Source organism: Cupriavidus sp. GW821-FHT07C08 (genome assembly GCF_059419025.1).
In genome coordinates, this window is sequence record NZ_JBWKQZ010000050.1 from 13,810 (window position 1) to 37,479 (window position 23,670).

At 67.8% G+C, this 23,670-nt stretch carries 22 protein-coding genes; 7 read left to right on the top strand and 15 right to left on the bottom strand.

Annotated features, from left to right (window positions below; translation table 11 throughout):
• Nucleotides 1–2: 2 nt before the first annotated feature.
• Nucleotides 3–902, bottom strand: coding sequence for an alpha/beta fold hydrolase (locus tag AC07UK_RS37025; protein ID WP_494688097.1), 900 nt, complete (start codon nt 900–902; stop codon nt 3–5).
• A gap of 167 nt (nt 903–1,069) precedes the next feature.
• Between AC07UK_RS37025 and AC07UK_RS37030 the strand changes: the two genes are divergently transcribed.
• Entirely contained in the window at nt 1,070–2,800 is a 1,731-nt protein-coding gene (locus AC07UK_RS37030) for an acetate--CoA ligase (RefSeq protein ID WP_494688098.1), read from the top strand.
• Here AC07UK_RS37030 and AC07UK_RS37035 read toward each other — a convergent pair.
• Nucleotides 2,797–3,684: a LysR family transcriptional regulator gene (locus AC07UK_RS37035; RefSeq protein WP_494688099.1), complete on the bottom strand. Its 888-nt coding sequence runs from the start codon at nt 3,682–3,684 to the stop codon at nt 2,797–2,799. The genes AC07UK_RS37030 and AC07UK_RS37035 overlap by 4 nt on opposite strands.
• 115 nt (nt 3,685–3,799) lie before the next feature.
• On the opposite strand from AC07UK_RS37035, the gene AC07UK_RS37040 reads away from it, so the two are divergent.
• A complete protein-coding gene (locus AC07UK_RS37040; RefSeq protein ID WP_494688100.1) occupies nt 3,800–5,002 on the top strand; it encodes a serine hydrolase domain-containing protein in 1,203 nt (400 codons plus the stop codon).
• A 39-nt stretch (nt 5,003–5,041) separates the two neighbouring features.
• Entirely contained in the window at nt 5,042–6,247 is a 1,206-nt protein-coding gene (locus AC07UK_RS37045) for an MFS transporter (protein ID WP_436221227.1), read from the top strand.
• A 17-nt stretch (nt 6,248–6,264) separates the two neighbouring features.
• Here the strand turns inward: AC07UK_RS37045 and AC07UK_RS37050 are convergent, their stop codons facing one another.
• Entirely contained in the window at nt 6,265–7,146 is an 882-nt protein-coding gene (locus AC07UK_RS37050) for a ferritin-like domain-containing protein (protein ID WP_494688101.1), read from the bottom strand.
• A gap of 130 nt (nt 7,147–7,276) precedes the next feature.
• On the opposite strand from AC07UK_RS37050, the gene AC07UK_RS37055 reads away from it, so the two are divergent.
• From AC07UK_RS37055 to AC07UK_RS37065, 3 genes are all read left to right on the top strand, one after another.
• Nucleotides 7,277–7,801: a gamma carbonic anhydrase family protein gene (locus tag AC07UK_RS37055; RefSeq protein WP_436221225.1), complete on the top strand. Its 525-nt coding sequence runs from the start codon at nt 7,277–7,279 to the stop codon at nt 7,799–7,801.
• A gap of 39 nt (nt 7,802–7,840) precedes the next feature.
• On the top strand, nt 7,841–8,842 hold the full coding sequence (gene hslO / locus AC07UK_RS37060) for an Hsp33 family molecular chaperone HslO (protein WP_013956146.1): 1,002 nt from the start codon (nt 7,841–7,843) through the stop codon (nt 8,840–8,842).
• Nucleotides 8,843–8,946: 104 nt separating this feature from the next.
• Entirely contained in the window at nt 8,947–9,369 is a 423-nt protein-coding gene (locus AC07UK_RS37065; protein WP_316148998.1) for a hypothetical protein, read from the top strand.
• Nucleotides 9,370–9,393: 24 nt separating this feature from the next.
• Here AC07UK_RS37065 and ftsB read toward each other — a convergent pair whose 3' ends face one another.
• The 12 genes from ftsB to edd all read right to left on the bottom strand — a co-directional run bounded on the left by ftsB (nt 9,394) and on the right by edd (nt 22,384).
• Nucleotides 9,394–9,735 carry a cell division protein FtsB gene (gene ftsB, locus AC07UK_RS37070; RefSeq protein ID WP_432259752.1) on the bottom strand — a complete coding sequence of 114 codons (342 nt, stop codon included), beginning with the start codon at nt 9,733–9,735 and terminating at the stop codon, nt 9,394–9,396.
• A 168-nt stretch (nt 9,736–9,903) separates the two neighbouring features.
• Nucleotides 9,904–11,193, bottom strand: coding sequence for a phosphopyruvate hydratase (gene eno, locus AC07UK_RS37075; protein WP_436221223.1), 1,290 nt, complete (start codon nt 11,191–11,193; stop codon nt 9,904–9,906).
• Nucleotides 11,194–11,281: 88 nt separating this feature from the next.
• Nucleotides 11,282–11,575 (bottom strand): DUF1330 domain-containing protein, encoded by a 294-nt coding sequence (locus tag AC07UK_RS37080; RefSeq protein ID WP_013956142.1) that lies wholly within the window; start codon nt 11,573–11,575, stop codon nt 11,282–11,284.
• An 82-nt stretch (nt 11,576–11,657) separates the two neighbouring features.
• Nucleotides 11,658–12,527, bottom strand: a complete 870-nt coding sequence (gene kdsA, locus AC07UK_RS37085) for a 3-deoxy-8-phosphooctulonate synthase (protein WP_010808998.1) — start codon at nt 12,525–12,527, stop codon at nt 11,658–11,660.
• A gap of 28 nt (nt 12,528–12,555) precedes the next feature.
• Nucleotides 12,556–14,208 (bottom strand): CTP synthase, encoded by a 1,653-nt coding sequence (pyrG, locus tag AC07UK_RS37090; RefSeq protein ID WP_436221222.1) that lies wholly within the window; start codon nt 14,206–14,208, stop codon nt 12,556–12,558.
• Between the two features lie 141 nt (nt 14,209–14,349).
• Entirely contained in the window at nt 14,350–15,156 is an 807-nt protein-coding gene (locus AC07UK_RS37095; protein WP_494688102.1) for an alpha/beta fold hydrolase, read from the bottom strand.
• Between the two features lie 22 nt (nt 15,157–15,178).
• Nucleotides 15,179–16,000 carry a proteasome-type protease gene (locus AC07UK_RS37100; protein ID WP_436221221.1) on the bottom strand — a complete coding sequence of 274 codons (822 nt, stop codon included), beginning with the start codon at nt 15,998–16,000 and terminating at the stop codon, nt 15,179–15,181.
• A gap of 115 nt (nt 16,001–16,115) precedes the next feature.
• Nucleotides 16,116–16,955, bottom strand: coding sequence for a transglutaminase family protein (locus tag AC07UK_RS37105; RefSeq protein ID WP_436221220.1), 840 nt, complete (start codon nt 16,953–16,955; stop codon nt 16,116–16,118).
• 47 nt (nt 16,956–17,002) lie between these two features.
• The gene (locus tag AC07UK_RS37110) at nt 17,003–17,956 is read right to left on the bottom strand and encodes an alpha-E domain-containing protein (protein ID WP_013956138.1); all 954 of its coding nucleotides are present in this window, start codon (nt 17,954–17,956) and stop codon (nt 17,003–17,005) included.
• Between the two features lie 67 nt (nt 17,957–18,023).
• Nucleotides 18,024–19,499, bottom strand: a complete 1,476-nt coding sequence (locus tag AC07UK_RS37115; RefSeq protein ID WP_114134598.1) for a circularly permuted type 2 ATP-grasp protein — start codon at nt 19,497–19,499, stop codon at nt 18,024–18,026.
• 333 nt (nt 19,500–19,832) lie between these two features.
• Nucleotides 19,833–20,339, bottom strand: a complete 507-nt coding sequence (locus AC07UK_RS37120) for a gluconokinase (protein WP_436223056.1) — start codon at nt 20,337–20,339, stop codon at nt 19,833–19,835.
• A 149-nt stretch (nt 20,340–20,488) separates the two neighbouring features.
• Nucleotides 20,489–22,384 carry a phosphogluconate dehydratase gene (edd, locus tag AC07UK_RS37125; RefSeq protein ID WP_436221218.1) on the bottom strand — a complete coding sequence of 632 codons (1,896 nt, stop codon included), beginning with the start codon at nt 22,382–22,384 and terminating at the stop codon, nt 20,489–20,491.
• Nucleotides 22,385–22,639: 255 nt separating this feature from the next.
• Here edd and AC07UK_RS37130 point away from each other — a divergent pair, with 255 nt between their 5' ends.
• Nucleotides 22,640–23,587: a MurR/RpiR family transcriptional regulator gene (locus tag AC07UK_RS37130; RefSeq protein WP_436221217.1), complete on the top strand. Its 948-nt coding sequence runs from the start codon at nt 22,640–22,642 to the stop codon at nt 23,585–23,587.
• Nucleotides 23,588–23,670: the final 83 nt, after the last annotated feature.

Here is a 23,670-nt window from a genome sequence, read left to right on the forward strand (position 1 = left end):
GCTCACACCGCGCTGCAGAACGATTCCACCAGCTCCGCCACCGCGGCTGGCTGGTCGTGATGCAGCATGTGGCCGGCATCGTCGACCACCGCTTCACGGAAGTCACGGAAGGCGCGGAAACGCTCCTTGAATTCGTCGATGGCCTGCTTGTGGGCGATATTGCGCAGCGTCTCCGAATCGCGCGCTTCCACATGCAGCACTGGCGCGCTGACCTGCTCCCAGATCGCCATCACCTCATCGAGCCGGTACAGCATCGGGTTGACCAGCTTGTGCGCCGGGTCTCCCAGGATCTCCCAGCGGCCCTCCGCATTGCGGCGCGACCAGTGCTCGGCCAGGAAGGCGGCGCGGTCGTCGGGCAGGCGCGGGTTGGTCTTCTGCAGCCGGGCGGCAACGCCGTCCACGCTGCCATACGTCTTCAGTTCCGAGCCGGCGCGCAGTTCGTCGAGCCAGCGCGCATAGCGCTTCGGCGCATGCACCGGCCGTGTCGCCGTCATGCCGAAGCCCTCCAGGTCCACCACGCGGCGCACGCGCTGCGGGCGGATGCCGGCATACAGGCAGATCACGTTGGCACCCATGCTGTGGCCGACCAGGTCGACCTGGTCGTCGGGCTCGTAATGGTCGAGCAAGGCCTCCAGGTCGGCGATATAGTCCGCGAACCAGTACGACTGCGTGCCCGGGTAGCGCGTGGGCCAGTCGGTCTCGCCAAACCCGCGCCAGTCGGGCGCAATCACATGCCAGTCGCCGCGCAGGTGATCGACCAGGAACTGGAACGACGCGGCCACGTCCATCCAGCCATGCAGCATGAACAGCTTGCGCGCGCCGGGCTTGCCCCAGTGGCGCACGTGGTAGCGCAGCCCGCGCAACGTGATAAATTCAGACCGCGAGGTTTCCTTGATTGTCATTGTCTCCACCCTGGCGCGTGGGTCTTCCTGCCGCCGGGCGCGGCGCCACGGGGGCTGGCGAGGGAAGCCCACACAAAATAGAACGATCGTTCGCTTGAGCGCATTATAGCGGCCGCCGCCATCCGGGGGCCGCCATTGCCGCGATCCGAACCTACCGGAGACCCTGGATGGCCGCAGCTGCCTTGCCGGCAAGCCGGCGCGACGACTATCGCGCCCTGTATGAATCCTTCCGCTGGGAAATTCCCCCGCATTTCAATATCGCCGAGGCCTGCTGCGGGCGCTGGGCGCGCGACCCGGCCACGATGGACCGCATCGCGGTCTATACCGAGCACGAGGACGGCCGCCGCAACGCGCATACCTTTGCCCATATCCAGGCCGAGGCCAACCGCCTGTCGGCGGCGCTGCGCGCACTGGGCGTGGCGCGCGGCGACCGCGTGGCGATCGTGATGCCGCAGCGGATCGAGACCGTGATCGCGCATATGGCGATCTACCAGCTCGGCGCCATCGCCATGCCGCTGTCGATGCTGTTCGGGCCCGAGGCGCTGGCCTACCGCATCGCACACAGCGAAGCCAATGTGGCGATCGCCGACGAGACTTCCATCGACAATGTGCTGGCCGCGCGCCCGGAATGCCCGACGCTGGCCACCGTGATTGCCGCCGGCGGCGCGCATGGCCGCAGCGACCACGACTGGGACGTGTTGCTGGCCGCGCAGTTGCCCGTCTTTACCGCCGAGCAGACCAAGGCCGACGAAGCCGCCGTGCTGATCTACACCAGCGGCACCACCGGCCCGCCCAAGGGCGCGCTGATCCCACACCGCGCGCTGATCGGCAACCTGACCGGCTTTGTCTGCTCGCAGAACTGGTATCCGCAGGACGACGACGTGTTCTGGAGCCCCGCTGACTGGGCCTGGACCGGCGGCCTGTGGGATGCGCTGATGCCGGCGCTGTATTTCGGCAAGCCCATCGTCGGCTACCAGGGACGCTTCTCCGCCGAGCGCGCCTTTGAGCTGCTGGAGCGCTACGCCGTTACCAACACCTTCCTGTTCCCGACCGCGCTCAAGCAGATGATGAAGGCCTGCCCCGAGCCGCGGCAGCGCTACGACATCAGGCTGCGTGCGCTGATGAGCGCCGGCGAGGCCGTGGGCGAGACCGTGTTCGGCTGGTGCCGCGATGCGCTGGGTGTGATCGTCAACGAGATGTTCGGCCAGACCGAGATCAACTACATCGTCGGCAACTGCACCGCGCAGAACGACGACAACCAGCTGGGCTGGCCGGCACGGCCGGGCTCGATGGGGCGCCCCTATCCGGGCCACCGCGTGCAGGTGATCGACGACGAAGGCCGCCCCTGCGCACCCGGCGAAGACGGCGAGGTGGCAGTATGCGCCACCGACAGCGCCGGGCATCCGGACCCGGTGTTCTTCCTCGGCTACTGGAAGAACGAGGCCGCCACCGCGGGCAAGTACACCGAGCGCGACGGCCTGCGCTGGTGCCGCACCGGCGACCTGGCGCGCGTCGATGCCCACGGCTACCTGTGGTACCAGGGGCGTGCCGACGATGTGTTCAAGTCCTCGGGCTACCGCATCGGGCCCAGCGAGATCGAGAACTGCCTGCTCAAGCATCCGGCGGTGTCCAACTGCGCCGTGGTGCCCTCGCCCGACCCCGAGCGCGGCGCCGTGGTCAAGGCCTTCGTGGTGCTGACGCCGTCGGTGGCGCGCTCGTTCGACGGCGACGCAGCGCTGGTCACGGAGCTGCAGGCGCATGTGCGCGGCCAGCTGGCGCCGTATGAATACCCGAAGGCAATCGAGTTCATCGACCAGTTGCCGATGACCACCACCGGCAAGATCCAGCGGCGCGTGCTGCGCCTGCTGGAGGAAGAGCGCGCAGGCAAGCGCGCCTAGGCAGGAAAGACGCGCTCGCAGAGGAAATCGACCAGCGCCCTCACCTTGGGCGAGGGATGCCTGCTCGCCGGCCAGAGCACGTGGAAGGCCTTGGCCGGCCCCACATGGCCAGCCAGTACCTGGCACAGGCTGCCATCGGCCAGTTGCTCGCGGATGGCGAAATCCGGTAGGCAGGCAATGCCCAGGCCGCGCAGCGCAAAACACAGGCGCGTCTCGATGTTGTTGCAGATCATCGATGTCGGCAGCGCCAGCTCGGGCTCGCCCGGCGCGCGCCGCAGCGGCCAGGCCTCGAGCTTGCCGGTGTGGGGAAAACGGTAATGCAGGCAGGCATGGCCGGCCAGGTCGGCAGGCACCTTCGGCGTGCCACGCTGTGCCAGGTAATCGGGCGATGCCACCAGCATCGCCTGGAACGCACCCAGCCTGCGCGCCGACAGGCGCGAGTCGGCGGGCTCGCCGGTGCGGACCACCGCATCGAAGCCCTCCTCGATGACATCGACCAGTTGGTCGGTGAAATCCAGGTCCAGCTCGATGTCCGGATACGCGCGCATGAAATCGCCCAGCACGGGCAAGACCAGTGAGCTGACCAGCGGCAGGCTCACGCGCAGGCGGCCGCGCGGCGCCGCTGTGGCTTCGGCCAGTTCCAGCTCCGCCGCTTCGATCTCGGCGAGCACGCGGCGGCTGCGCTCCAGGAACAGCGTGCCTTCGGCGGTCAGCGTCACGCTGCGCGTGCTGCGGTGGAACAGCCGTACGCCGAGCCTTTCTTCCAGCCGCGCCACGCTCTTGCCGACGGCGGAGGCCGACACCCCCAGCAAGCGTCCCGCCGCGACAAAACTGCGGGTCTCGGCCACCTGCACAAACACTGCGAAGCCACTGAGGCTATCCATGATGCCCCCCGATTGCGGACACAAAGTTCCGGAGAAAAAGGAACTGTAGCCCACTTTTTCTTTAATGGCCGGGTCCTTATCGTGGGCGGGTCGTTCATTGAACAAGGAATCCGCTGTGTCCCTCACCACGATTGCACCGCGCCCAGGTGTGTCCCATGTATCCCCCGCGACCCTGAATGCGCGCATCGACGCCGTGGTCCGGCAGGCGCTGGAGCAACGGCGGCTGGTCGGCGCCGTCGTGCTGGTCAGCCGTGACGGCGAACCGGTCTACCAGCAGGCGGCAGGCCTGGCCGATCGGGAAAGCGGACAGTCGATGCGCATGGATGCGGTGTTCCGGCTGGCTTCGGTAAGCAAGCCGATCGTCTCCGTGGCCGCACTGGTGCTGGTGGCACAAGGCCGGCTCGACCTTGACCAGGGTATCGACCGTTGGCTGCCCGAATTTTGCCCGCGCCTGGCCGATGGCCGAGCGGCACGTATCACGGCGCGGCAGCTGCTCAGCCATACCGCGGGGCTGGGCTATCGCTTCTTCGAGTCCGGCGAAGACGGACCCTATGCCCGCGCCGGTGTCTCCGACGGCATGGACGACACCACCATCAGCCTGGCGGAAAACCTGCGGCGCATCGCCAGCGTGCCCTTGCTGTACGAGCCGGGTACCGCGTGGGGCTACTCGCTCGCGACCGACGTGCTGGGTGCGCTGATCGAGCGCGTCCATGGCGCGCCGCTGGACATTGCAGTGCGCCAGCTGGTGACCGGCCCGCTGGGCATGGACGACACCGGCTTCGTGGCAAGCGATGCGCACCGCGTGCCGACTCCGTACGTGGATGACAGCCCGCACCCGCACCGCCTGCGCGAAGGCGAAACCGTGCCCGTGCTCGAAGGCACGGTTGGCATTCCCTACAGCCCTGCCCGCATCTTCAATGCGCGGGCCTTCCCGTCCGGCGGCGCGGGCATGGCGGGCACGGCGCAAGACTTTCTGCGCCTGCTGGAGAGCTTGCACCAGGGCGGCGGCGCATTGCTGCCATCCGCCCTGGTCGAAGACATGGCGCGCGACCAGACCGGCGGCCTGGACCTGCCCGATGCGCCGGGAACCGGCTTCGGGCTGGGCTTCTCGGTGCTGCGCGATCCGCGCCGGGCGGGCTCCCCGGAATCCACCGGCACCTGGCGCTGGGGCGGCGCCTACGGCCACGCCTGGTTCGTCGACCGCAGCCAGGGGCTGAGCGTGGTGGCGTTCACCAACACGCTGTACGAGGGCATGTCCGGCTGCTTTGTCACCGATCTGCGCGACGCGGTCTACGGTGTCGCCCCCGCTGCCGCGTAACCCTCCACGCAACGGATCACCCCTGATCAAGGCGCCAACATGACCACAGCCACCAATACGCTTGCGAACGATGCACAGCAGGGAACGAAGCCTGCGCGGCTACCGCTTCCGGCACTGCTTGCGCTTGCCGTCGCAGGCTTCATCACCGTCCTGACCGAGGCCTTGCCGGCAGGGCTGCTGCCGCAGATCGGCGCGGGCCTTGCCATCTCCGAGCCGCTTGCCGGCCAGCTCGTCACCATCTACGCCTTCGGTTCACTGGTGGCCGCCATGCCGCTGACGGCAGCCACGCAAGGGCTGCGGCGACGGCCGCTGCTGCTGCTTGCCATCGCGGGCTTTGCCGTCGCCAACGCCGTGACGGCCTGGTCCGGCAACTATGTCCTGACGATGGCGGCGCGCTTTCTTGCGGGAATCTCGGCCGGCCTGCTGTGGGCGCTGCTGGCTGGCTATGCCGCGCGCATGGTTCCCGATCACCTCAAGGGTCGGGCCATTGCTGTCGCGATGGTTGGCATCCCCCTGGCCTTGTCGCTGGGCGTGCCATCCGGGACCTTCCTCGGTGCCCTCATGGGCTGGCGTGCGTGTTTCGGCATCATCAGCGTGCTGACGCTGGGCCTGGTTGCCTGGGTGCTGGCCAGCGTGCCGGATTTTGCCGGCCAGCCCGCCGGCCAGCAGCTGCCGATCGCGCGCGTGTTCACCGTGCCGGGCGTGCGTCCCGTGCTGTTCGTGACGCTCGCCTTCGTGCTGGCGCACAACATCCTCTACACCTATATTGCGCCGTTCCTGCGGGCCGGCAACGCCGGGGCACGGCTTGATCTGGTCCTGTTCGTGTTCGGCGTGGCCTCGCTCGCCGGCATCTGGATCACCGGCGTGCTGATCGACCAGTGGCTGCGGGCGCTGACGCTGGCCAGCACGCTGCTGTTCGGGCTTGCGGTGCTGGCGCTTGGGGCCGGGGGCGGGCACCCGGCCGTGGTCTATGCCGCGGCCGCGATCTGGGGCCTGGGCTTCGGCGGCGTTTCCACGCTGTTCCAGACGGCGCTGGCGAAGACCGCCGGCAAATCCGCGGACGTGGCCCAGTCGATGCTGGTCACGGCCTGGAATATTGCCATCGCCGGCGGCGGCGTCATTGGCGGGCTGCTGCTCGATGGCTTGGGGATCGGCGCATTCCCGCCCGTGCTGGCTGCCCTGCTCGCCGCCACCTGGCTGGCGGTCTGGTCGGCGCGCAGGCATGGCTTTCCACCGCGCGGCTGAGGTACAGGACGGCAGGCCTAACCGGCCGATGCCTCCAGCCAGGCCAGTTCCTTTTCATCGAAGCCCGCCGCGCGCCGCGCCTCGAGATTGAACGGCCCGCGCAGCTTCGGCGCGCGGTACTGCCCGGCCAGCTGCGCGTAGGTGGCAACGGGGTCCAGGCCGCGCTGCGCGCACAGCCAGCGGTACCAGTGGTTGCCGATGGCGACGTGGCCGACCTCGTCGCGCAGGATGATGTCGATGATGGCCGCGGCGGCGTGGTCGCCGGCGCCGGCCAGCCTGGCGCGCACCGGCGGCGAGGCATCGAGCCCGCGCGCCTCCAGCGTGCGCGGCACCAGTGCCATGCGCGCGAGCACGTCGCCGGCGGTCTTGTCGGTCATCTCCCACAGGCTGTTGTGGGCAGGGAAGTCGCCGTAGGCCGCGCCCAGCGTGCCAAGGTGGTCGGCCAGCAGCGTGAAGTGGTACGCCTCTTCATCGGCCACGCGCAGCCAGTCGCGGTAGTAGCCGGGCGGCATGCCGGCGAAGCGCCAGGCCGCGTCCAGCGCCAGGTTGATGGCATTGAACTCGATATGGCACAGCGCATGGATCATCGCCGCGCGCCCGGCCGGGGTATGCAGCGAGCGGCGCCGCTCGACGCCCTGCGGCGCCACCAGCGGCGGCCGCGCGGGGCGGCCGGGGATGGCCTGGCCGGCATCGGCCTGGATCGCCTCGCCGGCGGCAAGCGCCTCGTCCGGCAATGTCGTCACATGGCGGTAAAGTGCCCGCGCCGCCACGGACTTTTCACGGGGATCCGTCATGCACAGCACCGCCAGCGCCTGGTGACGCGGCGAAAGTGACGGTTCAGGCAAGGCGGCGGCGGGTGTTTTTTCTGGCATGAGCGTAAAATCCGGGTCTGCCGCCATTGTAGGGCCTGGCCGGTGCCCGACTGCCCCGCGCAATCGCCTTGGCGCCGCGCGCCCGCACCCCACCCCGGCCCTTTAAAGTCCGGCGGCAACCCCCACTTCAACAAAAGCCTTTCGTGCAGGAGACCTCATGGCGCTTTACCAGCTCGGCGACATCAAGCCCAATATCGACAGCGATGCCTACGTGGCCCCCGAAGCCACCGTCATCGGCAACGTGACCCTCAAGTCCCGCGCCAGCGCCTGGCCCGGTGTCGTGATCCGGGGCGACAATGAACCGATCGTGGTGGGCGAGGACACCAACATCCAGGAAGGCTCGGTGCTGCATACCGACCCGGGCTGCCCGCTGACCCTGGGCGACAAGGTCTCGATCGGCCACCAGGCCATGCTGCATGGCTGCACCGTGGGCGAAGGCTCGCTGATCGGGATCCAGGCCGTGGTGCTGAACCGCGCCGTGATCGGCAAGGAATGCCTGGTCGGCGCCGGTGCCGTGGTGACCGAAGGCAAGGTCTTCCCGGACCGCTCGCTGATCCTGGGCGCGCCGGCCAAGGTGGTGCGCCAGCTGACCGACGCCGACGTCGCCAACCTGTACCGCAACGCCGAGACCTACGCCACCCGGCAGGCCATGTACAAGCAACAGCTCAAGCGGATCGGCTGACGACCGCGGCGGCACTTACCGAATCATCGACAGATTATTGTGACCGATACCACCACCCCCGACACCCTGCAGAAGTTCCTGTTCGACGCGGCTCCCGTGCGCGGCGAGCTGGTGCGCATGGAGGCCACCTGGCAAGAAGTGCTGGGCCGCCACAGCTACCCCGCACCGGTGCGCCGGCTGCTGGGCGAGATGATGGCCGCCGCGGCGCTGCTGTCGGCCAACTTGAAGTTCAACGGGGCGCTGGTGATGCAGCTGCACGGCGACGGCCCGGTGCGCATGCTGGTGGTGGAATGCCTGTCCGACCTGTCGATGCGCGCCACCGCCAAGCTGGCCGAGGACGCGCACATCGCCGACGACGCCACGCTGGCGCAGATGGTCAACGCTCACGGCCACGGCCGCTTTGCCATCACGCTGGACCCGAAGGACAAGCTGCCAGGCCAGCAGGCGTACCAGGGCATCGTGCCGCTGGCCGACGCGCATGGCCCGCTGGCCTCGATCAGCGCCGTGCTGGAGCACTACATGCAGGCGTCCGAGCAGCTCGACACGCGCCTGTGGCTGGCGGCGGACGACCACGTCGCCGCCGGCATGCTGCTGCAGAAGCTGCCGGCCTACGGCGGCACCGCGGAAGTCGGCGAGACCGGCGCGCCGCTGGCCAGCCATGCCCGCGCGCAGGACCTGGACACCTGGGACCGCGCCGTGCAGCTGGGTGCCACGCTCAAGGCCGACGAACTGCTGGCCGAGACCCCCGACACCCTGCTGCGCCGCCTGTTCTGGGAAGACCTGCAGGCCGCCGGCCTGCGCGTGTTTGAGCCGCTGACGCCGCATTTCCATTGCTCCTGCTCGCGCCCCAAGGTGGCAGGCATGCTGCAGTCGCTGGGCCAGGAAGAGATCGAAGGCATCATCGCCGAGCGCGGCCAGGTCGAGATCCACTGCGACTTCTGCGGCCTGCGCTATGAGTTTGATCCGGTCGACTGCGCCCAGCTGTTCTCGGCCACCCATATCGCCACCGGCGCCGGTGCCGGCGCGCACCAGCACCACTGAGCGGCAGGCGCGGGGCGGCACGGCGGAAACAACCGCCTTGCCGTCCGGTCCAACGGCTGTACGATGGCAGCATCCAGCTGCCGCAAGCGAGCCTGAGTACAGCCATGTCCGCCCGAGCCACCCCCTCCCTGCCTGAATCTCCCGCCATCGTGCCGGCCGTGCTGCGCGGCATTGCCGCCTGCGCCGCGACCGGCGCACTGCTGCTGGCCGCCGGCTGCGCAGAGCTGCCGCGCGACGTCAACGGCTCGCCGCCCACGGCGCGGCTGGCGCCCAACGCCATCCCGCCAGCGCCGCTGACGGCCGACGACAAGCAGAAGCTCGACACGCTGAACCAGCAGATACTGCGCGAGCAGGCCGCCGCGATCGCGCTCGACCAGCAGGCCGCGGCGGCGCGCGCGGCCTATGGCTATCCGAACACCAGCTGGAACCTGTATTACGGGGGATGGGGTGGCGGCCACTGGGGCGGCGGCGTCAGCGTCGGCATGCCCGGCTGGGGCTGGGGCGGTTATCCGTACGGCTGGTGGTGACGACAGCGAGAAGCAAGACGCCTCTTAGTGGCCGCCTCTGCCGGCGACCGAATTCGGCGGCGGCGGCAACGGCGGCGTGGCGCTGACCTTGGGCGCCGGCGCGACAAACTGCACGAAGACCTCGCCTTCCCTCACCATGCCCAGCTCATAGCGGGCACGTTCCTCGATCGCGCCGGTGCCGTCCTGCAGGTCGGCGACTTCGCCTTCCAGCTTGGCGTTGCGCAGCTTGAGCGTCTGGGTGCGGGTGCCCTGCTCGGTCAGCTGCCGGTTCAGGTCCCACACGCGCAGCCATCCGCCCTTGCCCAGCCAGAGTGGGTACTGGATGGCAAGCAGCAGCACGAACAACAGCAGCGAGATCAGGCGCATGAAAGATGGCGGACAGGAAATTCCGCACAATGATCTGCGAACTCAGCCTATAAGGCAATTGCCAGGCAGATTTCGATACAAAAACGGCGGCGGCCAGGGAATCCCGGCCGCCGCCATTCCATCCGCTTGCTGCCGCTCCCGCGCGAGCGGGAACGACGGGGCAAGGTGTCAGCGCAGGTTGTAGAACGCGCCCTTGCCCGGGTAGCTGGCGATATCGCCCAGGTCTTCCTCGATGCGCAGCAGCTGGTTGTACTTGGCCATGCGGTCCGAGCGCGACAGCGAGCCGGTCTTGATCTGGCCGGCGTTGGTGCCCACGGCGATGTCGGCGATGGTGCTGTCTTCGGTCTCGCCCGAGCGGTGCGAGATCACGGCGGTGTAGCCGGCGCGCTTGGCCATCTCGATGGCGGCGAAGGTTTCGGTCAGGGTGCCGATCTGGTTGATCTTGATCAGGATCGAGTTGCCGATGCCCTTCTCGATGCCTTCCTTCAGGATCTTGGTGTTGGTGACGAACAGGTCGTCGCCCACCAGCTGCACGCGCGTGCCCAGCTTCTCGGTCAGCGTCTTCCAGCCATCCCAGTCGCCTTCGGCCATGCCGTCCTCGATCGACACGATCGGGAACTTGTCGCACAGGTTGGCCAGGTAGTCGGCAAACTGCGTCGACGACAGCTTCAGGCCTTCGCCCTCCAGCTGGTACACGCCCTCGCCTTCGTGGTAGAACTCGCTGGCGGCACAGTCCAGCGCCAGCAGCACGTCTTCACCGGCGCGGTAGCCGGCCTTCTCGATGGCCTGCACCACGGTGTTCAGGCATTCCTCGTTGGACGAGAAGTTGGGGGCGAAGCCGCCCTCGTCGCCGACCGCGGTGGACATGCCCTTGTCGGCCAGGATCTTCTTCAGCGCGTGGAAGATCTCGGCGCCGCAGCGCAGGGCTTCGCGGAAGCTGGTCTGCGACACCGGCATGATCATGAATTCCTGGATGTCCAGGCTGTTGTTGGCGTGCGCGCCGCCGTTGACGATGTTCATCATCGGCACCGGCAGCTGCATCGCGCCCGAACCGCCGAAGTAGCGGTACAGCGGCAGGCCGGCTTCTTCAGCGGCGGCCTTGGCCACGGCCATCGACACGGCCAGCATGGCGTTGGCGCCCAGGCGGCCCTTGTTCTCGGTGCCGTCGAGGTCGATCAGGGTGCGGTCCAGGAAGGCCTGCTCGGAGGCATCCAGGCCCATGATGGCTTCGGAGATTTCGGTGTTGATGTGCTCGACGGCCTTCAGCACGCCCTTGCCCAGGTAGCGCGCCTTGTCGCCGTCACGCAGTTCGATGGCTTCGCGCGAGCCGGTCGACGCACCCGACGGCACCGCTGCGCGGCCCATCACGCCGGATTCCAGCAGCACGTCGCATTCGACGGTGGGGTTGCCGCGCGAGTCGAGAACCTCGCGACCGATGATATCTACGATTGCACTCATGAATTCCTCTCTGACTGTTGATTCTTGCTGCTGCTGATTACTTCAACCTGTGCCCGTGTCCGGCGCATGTCAAACTGCCTGACAACCCTCAGGCAGCGCCTTCCACCACGATCATGTTCATCTTTGCCGCGTGCTCGCGCGCCTTGCGGGCGGCGCGATAGGCTTCGCCGTCGTGGAACGACTTGGCGGCTTCATAGCTGGGGAATTTCAGCACCACGACGCGGGTCGGCGCCCACTCGCCCTCCAGCGGCTCGGTCTTGCCGCCGCGCACCAGTACTTCGGCGCCATGAATCTGCATGGCCTTGCTCGAAAGCACTTTGTACTCTTCGTACTGCTGGGGGTCGGTCACGTCGACGTAGGCGATGATATAGCCCGCGGCCATGGAATATCTCCCTATTTTTTGTATTGTCTTTCGATATGGTTTGTCACCACCGGCATTGCGGTGGTGACAAAACCGGGCCTGCTCAGGCGCAGGCCGGCCAACCGAAATTGTCTTCCAGGAAGCCGGCACGCTTGACCAGCGTGTCCAGGTCCTTGAGCACGGCCAGCAGTTCCTTCATGCGCGACAGCGGCACCGCGTTGGGGCCATCGGACATGGCCTTGCTCGGGTCCGGGTGCGTTTCCATGAACAGGCCCGCCACGCCGGTGGCGACGGCGGCGCGCGACAGCACCGGCACGAACTCGCGCTGGCCGCCCGAGCTGGTGCCCTGGCCGCCCGGCAGCTGCACCGAGTGGGTGGCGTCGAACACCACCGGAGCACCGGTCTCGCGCATAATCGCCAGCGAGCGCATGTCGGACACCAGGTTGTTGTAGCCGAACGAGACACCACGCTCGCAGGCCATGAAGACGTCATCGGGCAGACCGGCTTCGCGCGCGGCGTCGCGCGCCTTGTCGATCACGTTCTTCATGTCATGCGGCGCCAGGAACTGGCCCTTCTTGATGTTCACCGGCTTGCCGCTCTGGGCGCAGGCACGGATGAAATCAGTCTGGCGGCACAGGAATGCCGGCGTCTGCAGCACGTCCACCACGGCGGCGACGGGCTTGATCTCGTCGATCTCGTGGATGTCGGTCAGCACCGGCACGCCGATCTCGCGTTTGACCGTCGCCAGGATCTCCAGGCCCTTTTCCATCCCCAGGCCGCGGAACGATTTGCCCGAAGACCGGTTGGCCTTGTCGAACGACGACTTGTAGATGAACGGAATGCCCAGTTCAGCGGTGATGGCCTTGAGCTCGCCGGCCGTATCCAGCGCCATCTGCTCCGACTCGATCACGCACGGACCTGCGATCAGGAAGAACGGCTTGTCGAGGCCGGCCTCGAATCCACAGAGTTTCATGACTGTCTCTCCTGCTTGCCGCCGGGGCTTACGCGCCCTTGCGCTGCTGGCTGGCCAGCGCGGCTTCGACGTAGGCCTTGAACAGCGGGTGGCCGTCGCGCGGCGTCGAGGTGAATTCCGGGTGGAACTGCACGCCGACGAACCAGGGGTGCATCGACTCGGAAAGCTCCATCATTTCCGGCAGGTTCTCGGTCGGCGTGCGCGCCGAGATCACCATGCCGGCCTTTTCCAGCGTCGGCACGTAGTGGTTGTTGACCTCGTAGCGGTGACGGTGGCGTTCATTGACCTCGGCGCCGTAGATCGTCGCTGCCTTGGTGCCTTCCTTGACCGGCACGCGCTGGGCGCCCAGGCGCATGGTGCCGCCCAGGTCGGAATCGGCCGAGCGCTGCTCGACCTTGCCTTCGCGGTCCACCCACTCGGTGATCAGCGCGACCACCGGGTGCTCGGTTTCCAGGTTGAACTCGGTCGAGTTGGCATCGGTCATGCCGGCCAGGTGGCGGGCAAACTCGATCACGGCCAGCTGCATGCCCAGGCAGATGCCCAGGTACGGGATCTTGTTCTCGCGGGCGTACTGGATCGCGCGGATCTTGCCTTCCGTGCCGCGCTTGCCGAAGCCGCCCGGCACCAGGATGGCATCCAGCGGGGCCAGCACTTCGAGGTGGCCCGATTCCAGTTCCTCGGAATCGATGTACTCGATGTTGACGCGCGTGGCGGTGTGCATGCCGGCGTGGCGCAGGGCTTCGATCAGCGACTTGTACGACTCGGTCAGGTCGACGTACTTGCCGACCATGCCGATGGTGATCTCGTGCTCGGGATTTTCCTGGGCGTTGACCAGCTTCTGCCACATCGACAGGTCGGCGGGCTTGGGATCCAGGCGCAGTTCCTCGCAGATCAGGCGGTCCAGGCCCTGCTCGTTGAGCATCTGCGGGATCTTGTAGATGCTGTCCGCATCCCACACCGAAATCACGGCGTCTTGCGGGATATTGGCGAACAGCGAAATCTTGGCGCGCTCGTCGTCCGGGATCGGGCGGTCGGCGCGGCACAGCAGCGCGGTCGGCGAGATGCCGATTTCACGCAGCTTCTGCACCGAGTGCTGGGTCGGCTTGGTCTTGAGCTCGCCGGCGCTGGCAATGAACGGCACCAGCGTCAGGTGCACGAAGGCGCAGTGGTTGCGGCCCATGCGCAGGCTCATCTGGCGCGCGGCTTCCAGGAACGGCAGCGATTCGATGTCACCCACGGTGCCGCCGATTTCCACCAGCGCCACGTCGGCCTTGCCGTCGTGCGACGCCGCGGCGCCCCTCTCGACGAAGGCCTGGATCTCGTTGGTGATATGTGGGATCACCTGCACGGTCTTGCCCAGGTATTCGCCGCGGCGCTCCTTGCGGATCACCGATTCGTAGATCTGGCCCGTGGTGAAGTTGTTCGACTTGCGCATCTTGGCCGAGACGAAACGCTCGTAGTGGCCGAGATCGAGGTCGGTTTCAGCACCGTCTTCCGTGACAAACACCTCGCCATGCTGGAAAGGGCTCATCGTGCCGGGATCGACGTTGATGTAGGGATCTAGCTTGAGGAGGGTGACTTTGAGGCCGCGCGACTCAAGAATGGCCGCGAGCGAGGCAGCAGCGATGCCCTTGCCGAGAGAAGAGACGACGCCACCGGTGACGAAGACGAATTTGGTCATAAACCGAGCTTGCCGGGGAAATCGGGATTATACATGAGAGCCCGATTCCCGCCGACCCGGAAATTGTGACAGCACCCCTCCTCGGCGGGGCTGCAACAGGGTTTTCCGGCGTGTTGCGGCGCATGCGCCGCAACACCCGCCTCAGCGCCCCTCGCGGCGCATCGCGCCGATCAGGTCGCGCACCAGCTGCGCCGTCTCCTGCGGCCGCTCCATCGGGTACAGATGGCCGCCTTCGATAAAGCGCAGGTTCGGGCCGACCAGCTTGCGGGTGGCACCCAGCCCGCACTGGCGCACCTCGCGCGAACGCGTGCCGGCGACAAAACCGACCGGCACCGGCGCGCCGCGCGCCACCTTGCGCCCCAGACCGGTCGGCAGCGTGCGGTAGATCCAGTATTCGACCTCGCGGTCAAAGCGCAGCCGCCGCTCGTTGTCCTTGCCGGTCGGCTCGGTGCCGTGGATGGCGTAGTCGCGCAGCACTTCCTGGTCCCATACCGCGAAGTTGGGCTTGGCGCGGAAGTGTTCCCAGACCGCCTCGGCGTCCGGCCAGTGGGTGCGCCGGTTTTTGGTCACCGCCGCCGGGCCGGGCTTTTCGTCCATGCCGAACATCTGGGCGGTCTTCAGCAGCGACGCGCGCCAGCCGGCAATGATCGGCGAATCCAGCATCACCACGCCGCGCACGCGCTCCGGGCGCCGCAGCGCCGCCATCAGCGACAGGAAGCCGCCCAGCGAATGGCCCACCAGCCACACCGGCTCGCGGTACTGGCGGTCGATCTCGCCGAGCAGTTCCTCCACCAGGTGCGGCCAGCCGCGCGTCACCGGGAATTCGGGCTTGTGCCCGTAGCGGTCCACGGCGCGGAATTCGAAGTCGCCGTCCAGTTCGCCGAACAGCTTGCGGTAGGTGGTCACCGGAAAGCCGTTGGCATGGGAAAAATGAATGATCTCGCGCATCGCTTGCTTCCTCGCCCGCCCCTCAGTCCTGGGTACGCGACGGATTGCGCTTGGCGCGCACCGGCTGGCCCCAGCAGTCGGTTTCGCCAGTGCGCGTCAGCGGAAACTCCGCCGCCGCGCCGGCCTTCCAGTCCGGGTTGTGGATCTCGCCGAAGACCTGGCGCAGGCGCTGGCCCCAGGTGTCGCGGATCATGCGGAAATAGGCGTTGCGCTCATCGATATTGACGAAGCGCGACACGCATAGCGAATCGGCCTCATAGACCAGCAGGTCCAGCGGCAGGCCCACCGAGATATTGGACTTGAGCGTCGAGTCCATCGAGATCAGCGCGCACTTGGCGCCCTCATCCAGCGGCAGCGACGGATGCACCACGCGGTCGATGATGGGCTTGCCGTACTTGGCCTCGCCGATCTGGAAGTAGCAGTTCTCGGGCGTGGCCTCGACAAAATTGCCCGCCGCGTAGATGTTGAACAGGCGCACCCGCTCGCCGCGCACCTGGCCACCGAAGATCAGGCTGACATTGAATTCGATGCCGGCATCGCGCAGCGCATGCGCGTCGCGCTTGTGCACCTGGCGCACCGCCTCGCCGACGATGGAAGCGGCCTCGAACATGTCGCGAGCGGTCCACAGCGAGTGCTTCTCGTCATGGTTCTCGGCCAGGATCTGGCGCACCGACTGGCTGATCGCCAGGTTGCCGGCGGTCATCAGCACCATCACGCGGTCGCCGGGTTCTTCGAACACCGTCATCTTGCGCGACGTGGAGATGGCATCTACCCCCGCATTGGTGCGGGAATCGGACAGGAATACCAGGCCGGCATCCAGCCGCATGGCTACACAGTAAGTCATGGTCTTGTTTTGGTGTGCTTCGCGGCGGCCGGAAGTGGCCAGCCGATGGCCTGCATACCCCGGATTCTAGCGCCGGTGCCGCGGCACCGCGCCCTGTCTGGAATCAGGCACCTAATCAGGTAAAAAGCGGCGTGATGCTCACATCGACTTCAAGCGTCTCGCCGGAACCCCCTTCCAGGATGCCCCTGACTGGTGCAGCCGACGCGTAATCGCGCCCCACCGCGAGGCGTATATGGCGCTCGTCGGTCAGGCAGCCGTGGGTGATGTCGACGCTGCACCACACCTCGCGCGCCGGGTCCAGGCATACGTCGGCCCAGGCATGGCTGGCCATCTCGATCGCGGCCGGATCGTAGAAGTATCCGCTCACATAGCGTGCCGGGATACCGAGCGCCCGGCACGCCGCCACCATCACCTGCGCCTGGTCCTGGCACACGCCGCTGCCCAGGTTGAAGGCCTCGGCCGCCGAGGTGCCGACGTCAGTGGTGTTGGGCTTGTAGCGCACCCGCTCCGCAATCCCCTGGGCCAGCGCCAGCAGCGCCGGAATCTCGTGCCCGGCCGCCAGGAACGGTGCGGCAAACGCCTGCATCTCTGGCGGAGCCGAGGTCAGCGGCGTGCTGCCGAGGAAGTACAGCGGCGACACCCGCGCTTCGCCGGGGGGCGGTGCGTCGCAGAACGCATGGTGGCCGTCCCGGTCGAGGTCGCCATGCGGCGGCAGCACCTCCACCTCCCCGCTGGCTTCGAGCGAGATGGTGCTGGTCGGTCCGGCCACCGTGAAGTTGTGCACGATGTTGCCGAAGCCGTCATGCGCCGCTGACGGATTGCCAGGCGCGACCAGTTGCCAGCGGTGCACGGTCTGCAGCGGGCCCGAACGCGGCTCGAGCCGCACTTCGTGCACGCTGCGGCGCACCGGCTCGGCGTAGCGGTAAACAGTATGGTGGTGGATCTTGTATTTCACGGTATCAGGGCGCGGCGGCGGCACATGGAGGCTGCCGGCGGCCCATCTCAGGCAGCCAGCAGCGGCACGAGGAAGTCCCGGCTGATGCCATTGCCGAGATCGCCGATGCGCTCCAGGAAGCTGGTCAGGTACGCGTGCAGGCCGACAGCGAAAATGTCGTCGATGCGCGCGTACTTCAGGTCGGCGTGGAGTTTACCAGCCTGACGCTCGGTTTCCGCCGATTGCTGGTTGCGCACCGTGTGCAGGATGGCCACCACCTCGTCCATGCTCGACACCAGCGAGCGCGGCATGTCGGGCCGCAGGATCAGCAGCTCGGCCACGCGCTGCGGCGTGATGACCGCGCGATAGACCTTGCGGTAGACCTCGAAGCCCGATACCGAGCGCAGCACCGCGGCCCAGTGATAGAAATCGTTCTGATCGCGGTTGGCATCGCTCTCGTCGCTGCCCGATGCCTGGAACTTGACGTCGAGGATCCGCGCGGTGTTGTCGGCGCGCTCCAGGAACGTGCCCAGCCGCATGAAGTGGAAGGCATCGTCCTTGAGCATGGTGCCGAACTGCACCCCGCGCGCCAGGTGCGAGCGGAACTTGACCCACTCGAAGAAGCGCGACGGGTCTTCCTTCAGCACGCCGTCGGCGATCAGGCGCTGCACCTCCAGCCAGGTGGTGTTGACGGTCTCCCAGACCTCGGTGGTCAGCGAGCCGCGCACCGCGCGCGCGTTCTCGCGCGCCGCGCGCAGGCAGCTCATGATGGACGAGGCGTTGGTCATGTCGCGCACCATGAAGTCGATCACATCGTCGCGCGACAGCAGCCCGTACTTGTGGTCGAAGACGTCGGTCAGCTCGGAGATATCGAGCATGGCCCACCAGCCCTGCTCGGCCACCTCGGCCGATTGCGGCAGGAGCGAGGTCTGGTAGTTGACGTCGAGCATGCGCGCGGTGTTCTCCGCGCGCTCGGTGTAGCGGGCCATCCAGAACAGGTGGTCGGCGGTGCGGCTCAGCATGCGGGCTCTCCTGGCGTGGCGGCGGTCGCCATGGCGGTCATTGCGGCGGTCATCAAGTGGTTCGCGTTCATCGTTCCAGCACCCAGGTGTCCTTGGTGCCACCCCCTTGCGAGGAATTCACCACCAGCGAGCCTTCGCGCAGCGCCACGCGGGTCAGGCCGCCTGGCACCATGCGCACCTCCTTGCCCGACAGCACGAACGGGCGCAGGTCGATATGGCGCGGCGCGATGCCCGACTCCACATAGGTCGGGCAGGTCGACAGCGCCAGCGTCGGCTGCGCGATGTACTGCTCCGGGCGCGCCTTCACCACCTCGCGGAAGGCATCGATCTCGGCCCGCGTGGCGGCCGGGCCGACCAGCATGCCGTAGCCGCCGGCGCCGTGGGTCTCCTTGACCACCAGCTCTTCCATATGGTCCAGCACGTACTGCAGGTCGTCCGGGCGCCGGCACATATAGGTCGGCACGTTGCTGAGGATCGCCTCTTCGCCCAGGTAGAAGCGGATCATGTCGGGCACGTACGGATAGATCGACTTGTCGTCGGCCACGCCCGTGCCGATGGCATTGCAGATGGTCACGTTGCCGGCGCGGTAGACCGACAGCAGGCCGGCCGCGCCCAGCGAGGAATCGTGGCGGAACACCAGCGGGTCGAGGAAGTCGTCGTCGACGCGGCGGTAGATCACGTCGATGCGCTGCGGGCCCTGCGTGGTGCGCATGAACAGGTGGTCGTCCTCGACGAAGAGATCGCTGCCTTCGACCAGCTCCACGCCCATCTGCTGCGCCAGGAAGGCATGCTCGAAGTACGCCGAGTTGTACATGCCCGGCGTCAGCACCACCACGGTGGGATCGGCAATGGCCTGCGGCGACACCCCGCGCAGCATGTCGAGCAACAGGTCAGGATAGTGGGCCACCGGCGCCACGCGGTTGCGCGCGAACAGGTCCGGGAACAACCGCATCATCATCTTGCGGTTTTCCAGCATGTACGACACGCCCGAGGGCACGCGCAGGTTGTCTTCCAGCACGTAGAACTCGCCCTCGCCGGCGCGCACCACGTCGATGCCGGCCACGTGCGCATAGATGTCGTGCGGCACGTTGACGCCGAGCATCTCGGGCCGGTACTGGGCGTTGTTGTAGATCTGGTCGGGTGGGATCACGCCGGCGCGGATGATGTCCTGGCCGTGGTAGATATCGTGGACAAAGCGGTTGAGCGCGGCCACGCGCTGGCGCAGGCCCTTTTCCAGCAGCGCCCATTCGCTGGCCGGGAAGATGCGCGGGATCACGTCGAACGGAATGGTGCGTTCGGTGCCGCTGTTGGCTTCATCCTTGTCGCCGTAGACGGCAAAGGTAATGCCCACGCGCCGGAAGATCAGGTCGGCCTCGGCGCGCTTGTTGCCCATCGTGCTTTCAGACTGCCGCGCCAGCCAGTCAGCGAAATGCCGGTAATGCGGGCGCACCGCGCCTTCGGGCATTGCCTGCCCCGCCTGGATGACCAATTGCGCCCCGTCCGTGCGCCAGTCCAGCATCTCGTCGAAATACCGCCCCGCCATGATGGCCGTTCCTCCATGTCGCGGGCTTCCGGTGCTACCGCTTCACTGCGACTTCGTGGTCGCTACCGGCTGCCCTGGTTTTGCCCTGGCTTTCCTGTCCCCAGCCCGCCGCGCCTGCCCGCTCGGGGCGCTCACGGCGATACTGTCGAGTCACTGGCCCTTTCAGCATACCCGTACCGGCGAATCCCGCAAGCTGGCGGATGCCGGCCGGCACGGAAAGTGAACTAGCAAGATGTCTGCCAGCGCACGCAAAAACGGCCGCCAGCCAGGCTGGCGGCCGCTTGCGGGCTGCGCGGGAACGGAACGGCCGGAACGGCCGGCGCGGTCAGCCGGTCAGCGCGCCGCGCCGGCGCCCTGCGGCACCGTGGCCTGCAGGATGGTGGCGACCAGCGCCTCGGGCGACTGGCGGATGTCGAGCACCAGCGCGTCGCTGGGCTCTTCCAGCGTATCGAACTGGCTTTGCAGCAGGTCGGGGTTGAAGAAGTGTTCCGTGCGCGCAGACAGGCGCGCGCCGATCAGCGATGCGTCGCCCTTCATGAAGACGAAGGTCACGCCGCCGTCGGGCGGGGTCAGCCGGTCGCGGTAGGCCTGGCGCAGTGCCGAGCAGGTGAACACATGGGTGCGGCCTTCGGCCCGGGCCGCGTCGATGGCGGCGCGCATGGCCGCCAGCCACGGCCAGCGGTCTTCGTCGGTCAGCGGGATGCCCGCGTGCATCTTGGCCTTGTTGGCGTCGCTATGGAATGCATCGGCGTCATGGAAGCCGCAGCCCAGGCGCTGCGCCAGCGCCTGGCCGACCGTGGTCTTGCCGCTGCCGGAAACGCCCATCAGGATATAGATCATGTCTGCTCCGTCGGTCTTGGTATCGGATGGTGTCGCCATCCTTGTCTGTCCTTGTCGGTCCAGCTGGGCGTCCTTGCGGCGGCGCAAGGACGCCCGGGGGCGCTGCCGCCCCGCAGGAAACTCCAGGGGGAAATCGGCCTCAGGCCTGGCTATTGTGCGACGGTTTGCGCCGCTGCGGTACGTTGGCGCCCGCCTGCGCCGGCCTCGGCATCCGCCTCGGACAGGTCAAGTGCGCTGCCGCCCTCTTCCGCGATGCGCGCGTGCCGCCGGAACAGGCCGAACAGGCCGCGCCCCAGGCTGAATTGCGCGAAATCGTCGTCCGGGGCCGCGGCCAGCTCGCGCGCCGCGAATTCGCCTTCGTCGCCCAGCCACTGCAGCGTGCCGGCAACGGCATCGACACGGATGCGGTCGCCATCGCGCACGCGCGCCAGCGCGCCGCCGGCCAGCGCCTCGGGGCCGACGTGGATCACCGCCGGCACCTTGCCCGACGCGCCGGACATGCGGCCGTCGGTCACCAGCGCCACCTTGTGGCCGGCGTCCTGCAGCGCGCCCAGCACCGGAGTCAGGCGGTGCAGCTCGGGCATGCCGTTGGCGTTCGGCCCCTGGAAACGCACCACCGCGACCAGGTCGCCGGTCAGCTCGCCCGCATCGAAGGCCGCCTGCAGCGCCTCCTGCGCATCGAATACCCGCACCGGGGCTTCGACCACGCGGTGCTCCGGCGCCACCGCCGAGACCTTGATCACGCCGCGGCCCAGGTTGCCCTGCATCAGCCGCAACCCGCCCTCGGCCGAGAACGGCTCCGCGGCCGTCGCCAGCACCTGCGCGTCGCCGCTGTGCGCCGCGCCGTCGCGCCAGCGCAGCACGCCGTCGGTCATCACCGGCTCCTGCGCATAGCGGGCCAGCCCGGGGCCGGCCACGGTCTGCACGTCCTCGTGCAGCAGACCGGCCTGCAGCAGTTCGCGGATGACGAAGCCGGCGCCGCCCGCGGCATGAAAGTGGTTCACATCGGCCGAGCCATTCGGGTAGACGCGCGCCAGCAGCGGCGTGATGCGTGACAGCAGGTCGAAATCATTCCAGTCGATGACGATGCCCGCGGCACGCGCCATCGCCACCAGGTGGATGGTGTGGTTGGTGGAGCCGCCGGTCGCCAGCAGGCCGACCATGGCGTTGGCGATAGCGCGTTCGTCAACGATGCGCGCCAGCGGCAGGTATTCGTCGCCGCGCGCGCGCAGGGCGATCGCGCGTTGCGCGGCCGCCGCGGTCAGCGCATCGCGCAGGCCGCTGTCCGGGTGCACGAAGGCCGCGCCCGGCAGGTGCAGGCCCATGATTTCCATCAGGAACTGGTTGCTGTTGGCAGTGCCGTAGAAGGTGCAGGTGCCGGCGCCGTGGTAGGCCTGGCATTCGGCCTCGAGCAGCGCATCGCGCCCGACCTGGCCGGTGGCGTAGAGCTGGCGCACGCGCGCCTTCTCCTTGTTGGGCAGCCCGCTGGCCATCGGCCCCGCCGGCACGAACACCATCGGCAGGTGGCCGAACTGCAGCGCGCCCATCAGCAGGCCCGGCACGATCTTGTCGCACACGCCCAGCATCAGCGCCGCATCAAAGGTGTTGTGCGACAGCGCCACCGCGGTGCCCATGGCAATCGCATCGCGCGAGAACAGCGACAGCTCCATGCCCGGGTTGCCCTGCGTGATGCCGTCGCACATGGCCGGCACGCCGCCCGCCACCTGCGCCACCGCGCCCACCGCGCGCGCGGCCTCGCGGATCACGGCGGGGTAGCGCTCGTACGGCTGGTGCGCCGACAGCATGTCGTTGTACGCGGTGACGATGCCCAGGTTGGGGGCATGGTCAACGCGCAGCTTCAGCTTGTCGTTGGCCGGCAGTGCGGCAAAGCCGTGCGCCAGGTTGGCGCAGGACATGCCGCGCAGCGGCCCCAGTTCAGCCTGCGCGCGCTCGCAGCGGGCAAGGTAGGCGGCGCGGCTGGCGCGGCTGCGCGCAACGATGCGCTCGGTGACGGCAAGAAGCTCGGCATGGACGGCAGAAGGCATGGCGGAGACGTTCCTTGTGGGCTGGGTGGCAGCGCGGCAATGCCGCGCCATCTCATGTAGATTTTCTACAGATCGCCGCCATTATACCGAGCGCAACCGCGCCGTCGACCCGCTCATGCATCACAATTGCGCAGAAATTCCCGGAATCAGGGCAAACCCCGAGGGCGGGCGACGCACCATTTCGGGCAAGATGCGACGCCATCCGATGTAGAATCTCTACATACCCGCAACCCCCGACACTACCGCCCCGCCGCCATGCGCGACCGAATCCTAGCCGTCTACGACACGCTCCGCCCTTCTGAACGCCGCCTGGCCGACTATGTCGCCCGGCATGGCGCCGCCGTGATCCGGCTGTCGATGCCCGAACTGGCTGAGCGCGCCGGCGTGTCGCAGCCCACCATCGCGCGCTTCTGCGCGGCGCTGGGCTACGACGGCTTCCGCGAATTCAAGCTGCAGTTCGCGCAGAACGTCGGCGGCGGCACGCCCTTCGTGCACCAGGACGTTGCGGCCGACGACCGCCCCGCGGACATCGCCGGCAAGGTCTTCGACCGCACCATTGCCACGCTGATGAGCGTGCGCAATGCGCTCTCCGCCGACCAGATCGAGCATGGCATCCAGCTGCTCGCCGGCGCGCGGCGCATCGAGTTCTACGGCTGCGGCAACTCCGGCATCGTCGCGCTGGATATCCAGCACAAGTTCTTCCGCCTGGGCATGCCGACGGTTGCATATTCCGACCCGCATGTGTTCAGCATGTCGGCCGCGCTGCTCGCCCGTGGCGACGTGGCCGTGCTGGTCTCCAACAGCGGCCGCACCTGGGACATGCTGACCGCCGCCACGCTCGCGCGCAGCAGCGGCGCCAGCGTGCTGGCGATCACGCACAGCGGCTCGCCGCTGGCGCGGCTGGCCGACGTGTGCGTGTTCTCCGACGTCGAGGAAGACAGCGAGGTCTACACGCCGATGACCTCGCGCATCAGCCACCTGGTGCTGGGCGACGTCCTGGCCGCCGGCGTGGCGCTGGCGCGCGCGGACACCGTCGCCCCCCGCCTGCAGCGCGCCAAGGCGCATCTGCGCGAACGGCGCATTGCCGGTGCGGAGCCGGCCCGGCCAGTACCGCCGGCACGAAGCCGCGCCAGGCCCGCTGCGGCCGAGCCAGCCACGCCCGCGCCGCCCGCCACCCGCACGCGCCGCCGCAAGGCCAGCTGACTCGATAGTGTCCTGTTCCGCAAATACCTTGCCATGAAATCGCCCAGTTGGCCGCCATGCGTCGTTGCTCGTCGTTGCCATAG

Bases quoted from the DNA above. Each gene is read 5' to 3' on its own strand.
- AC07UK_RS37025 (WP_494688097.1), bottom strand. From the start codon at position 902: ATGACAATCAAGGAAACCTCGCGGTCTGAATTTATCACGTTGCGCGGG.
- AC07UK_RS37030 (WP_494688098.1), top strand. From the start codon at position 1,070: ATGGCCGCAGCTGCCTTGCCGGCAAGCCGGCGCGACGACTATCGCGCC.
- AC07UK_RS37035 (WP_494688099.1), bottom strand. From the start codon at position 3,684: ATGGATAGCCTCAGTGGCTTCGCAGTGTTTGTGCAGGTGGCCGAGACC.
- AC07UK_RS37045 (WP_436221227.1), top strand. From the start codon at position 5,042: ATGACCACAGCCACCAATACGCTTGCGAACGATGCACAGCAGGGAACG.
- AC07UK_RS37050 (WP_494688101.1), bottom strand. From the start codon at position 7,146: ATGGCGGCAGACCCGGATTTTACGCTCATGCCAGAAAAAACACCCGCC.
- AC07UK_RS37055 (WP_436221225.1), top strand. From the start codon at position 7,277: ATGGCGCTTTACCAGCTCGGCGACATCAAGCCCAATATCGACAGCGAT.
- AC07UK_RS37065 (WP_316148998.1), top strand. From the start codon at position 8,947: ATGTCCGCCCGAGCCACCCCCTCCCTGCCTGAATCTCCCGCCATCGTG.
- ftsB (WP_432259752.1), bottom strand. From the start codon at position 9,735: ATGCGCCTGATCTCGCTGCTGTTGTTCGTGCTGCTGCTTGCCATCCAG.
- eno (WP_436221223.1), bottom strand. From the start codon at position 11,193: ATGAGTGCAATCGTAGATATCATCGGTCGCGAGGTTCTCGACTCGCGC.
- AC07UK_RS37080 (WP_013956142.1), bottom strand. From the start codon at position 11,575: ATGGCCGCGGGCTATATCATCGCCTACGTCGACGTGACCGACCCCCAG.
- kdsA (WP_010808998.1), bottom strand. From the start codon at position 12,527: ATGAAACTCTGTGGATTCGAGGCCGGCCTCGACAAGCCGTTCTTCCTG.
- pyrG (WP_436221222.1), bottom strand. From the start codon at position 14,208: ATGACCAAATTCGTCTTCGTCACCGGTGGCGTCGTCTCTTCTCTCGGC.
- AC07UK_RS37095 (WP_494688102.1), bottom strand. From the start codon at position 15,156: ATGCGCGAGATCATTCATTTTTCCCATGCCAACGGCTTTCCGGTGACC.
- AC07UK_RS37100 (WP_436221221.1), bottom strand. From the start codon at position 16,000: ATGACTTACTGTGTAGCCATGCGGCTGGATGCCGGCCTGGTATTCCTG.
- AC07UK_RS37110 (WP_013956138.1), bottom strand. From the start codon at position 17,956: ATGCTGAGCCGCACCGCCGACCACCTGTTCTGGATGGCCCGCTACACC.
- AC07UK_RS37115 (WP_114134598.1), bottom strand. From the start codon at position 19,499: ATGGCGGGGCGGTATTTCGACGAGATGCTGGACTGGCGCACGGACGGG.
- AC07UK_RS37120 (WP_436223056.1), bottom strand. From the start codon at position 20,339: ATGATCTATATCCTGATGGGCGTTTCCGGCAGCGGCAAGACCACGGTC.
- edd (WP_436221218.1), bottom strand. From the start codon at position 22,384: ATGCCTTCTGCCGTCCATGCCGAGCTTCTTGCCGTCACCGAGCGCATC.
- AC07UK_RS37130 (WP_436221217.1), top strand. From the start codon at position 22,640: ATGCGCGACCGAATCCTAGCCGTCTACGACACGCTCCGCCCTTCTGAA.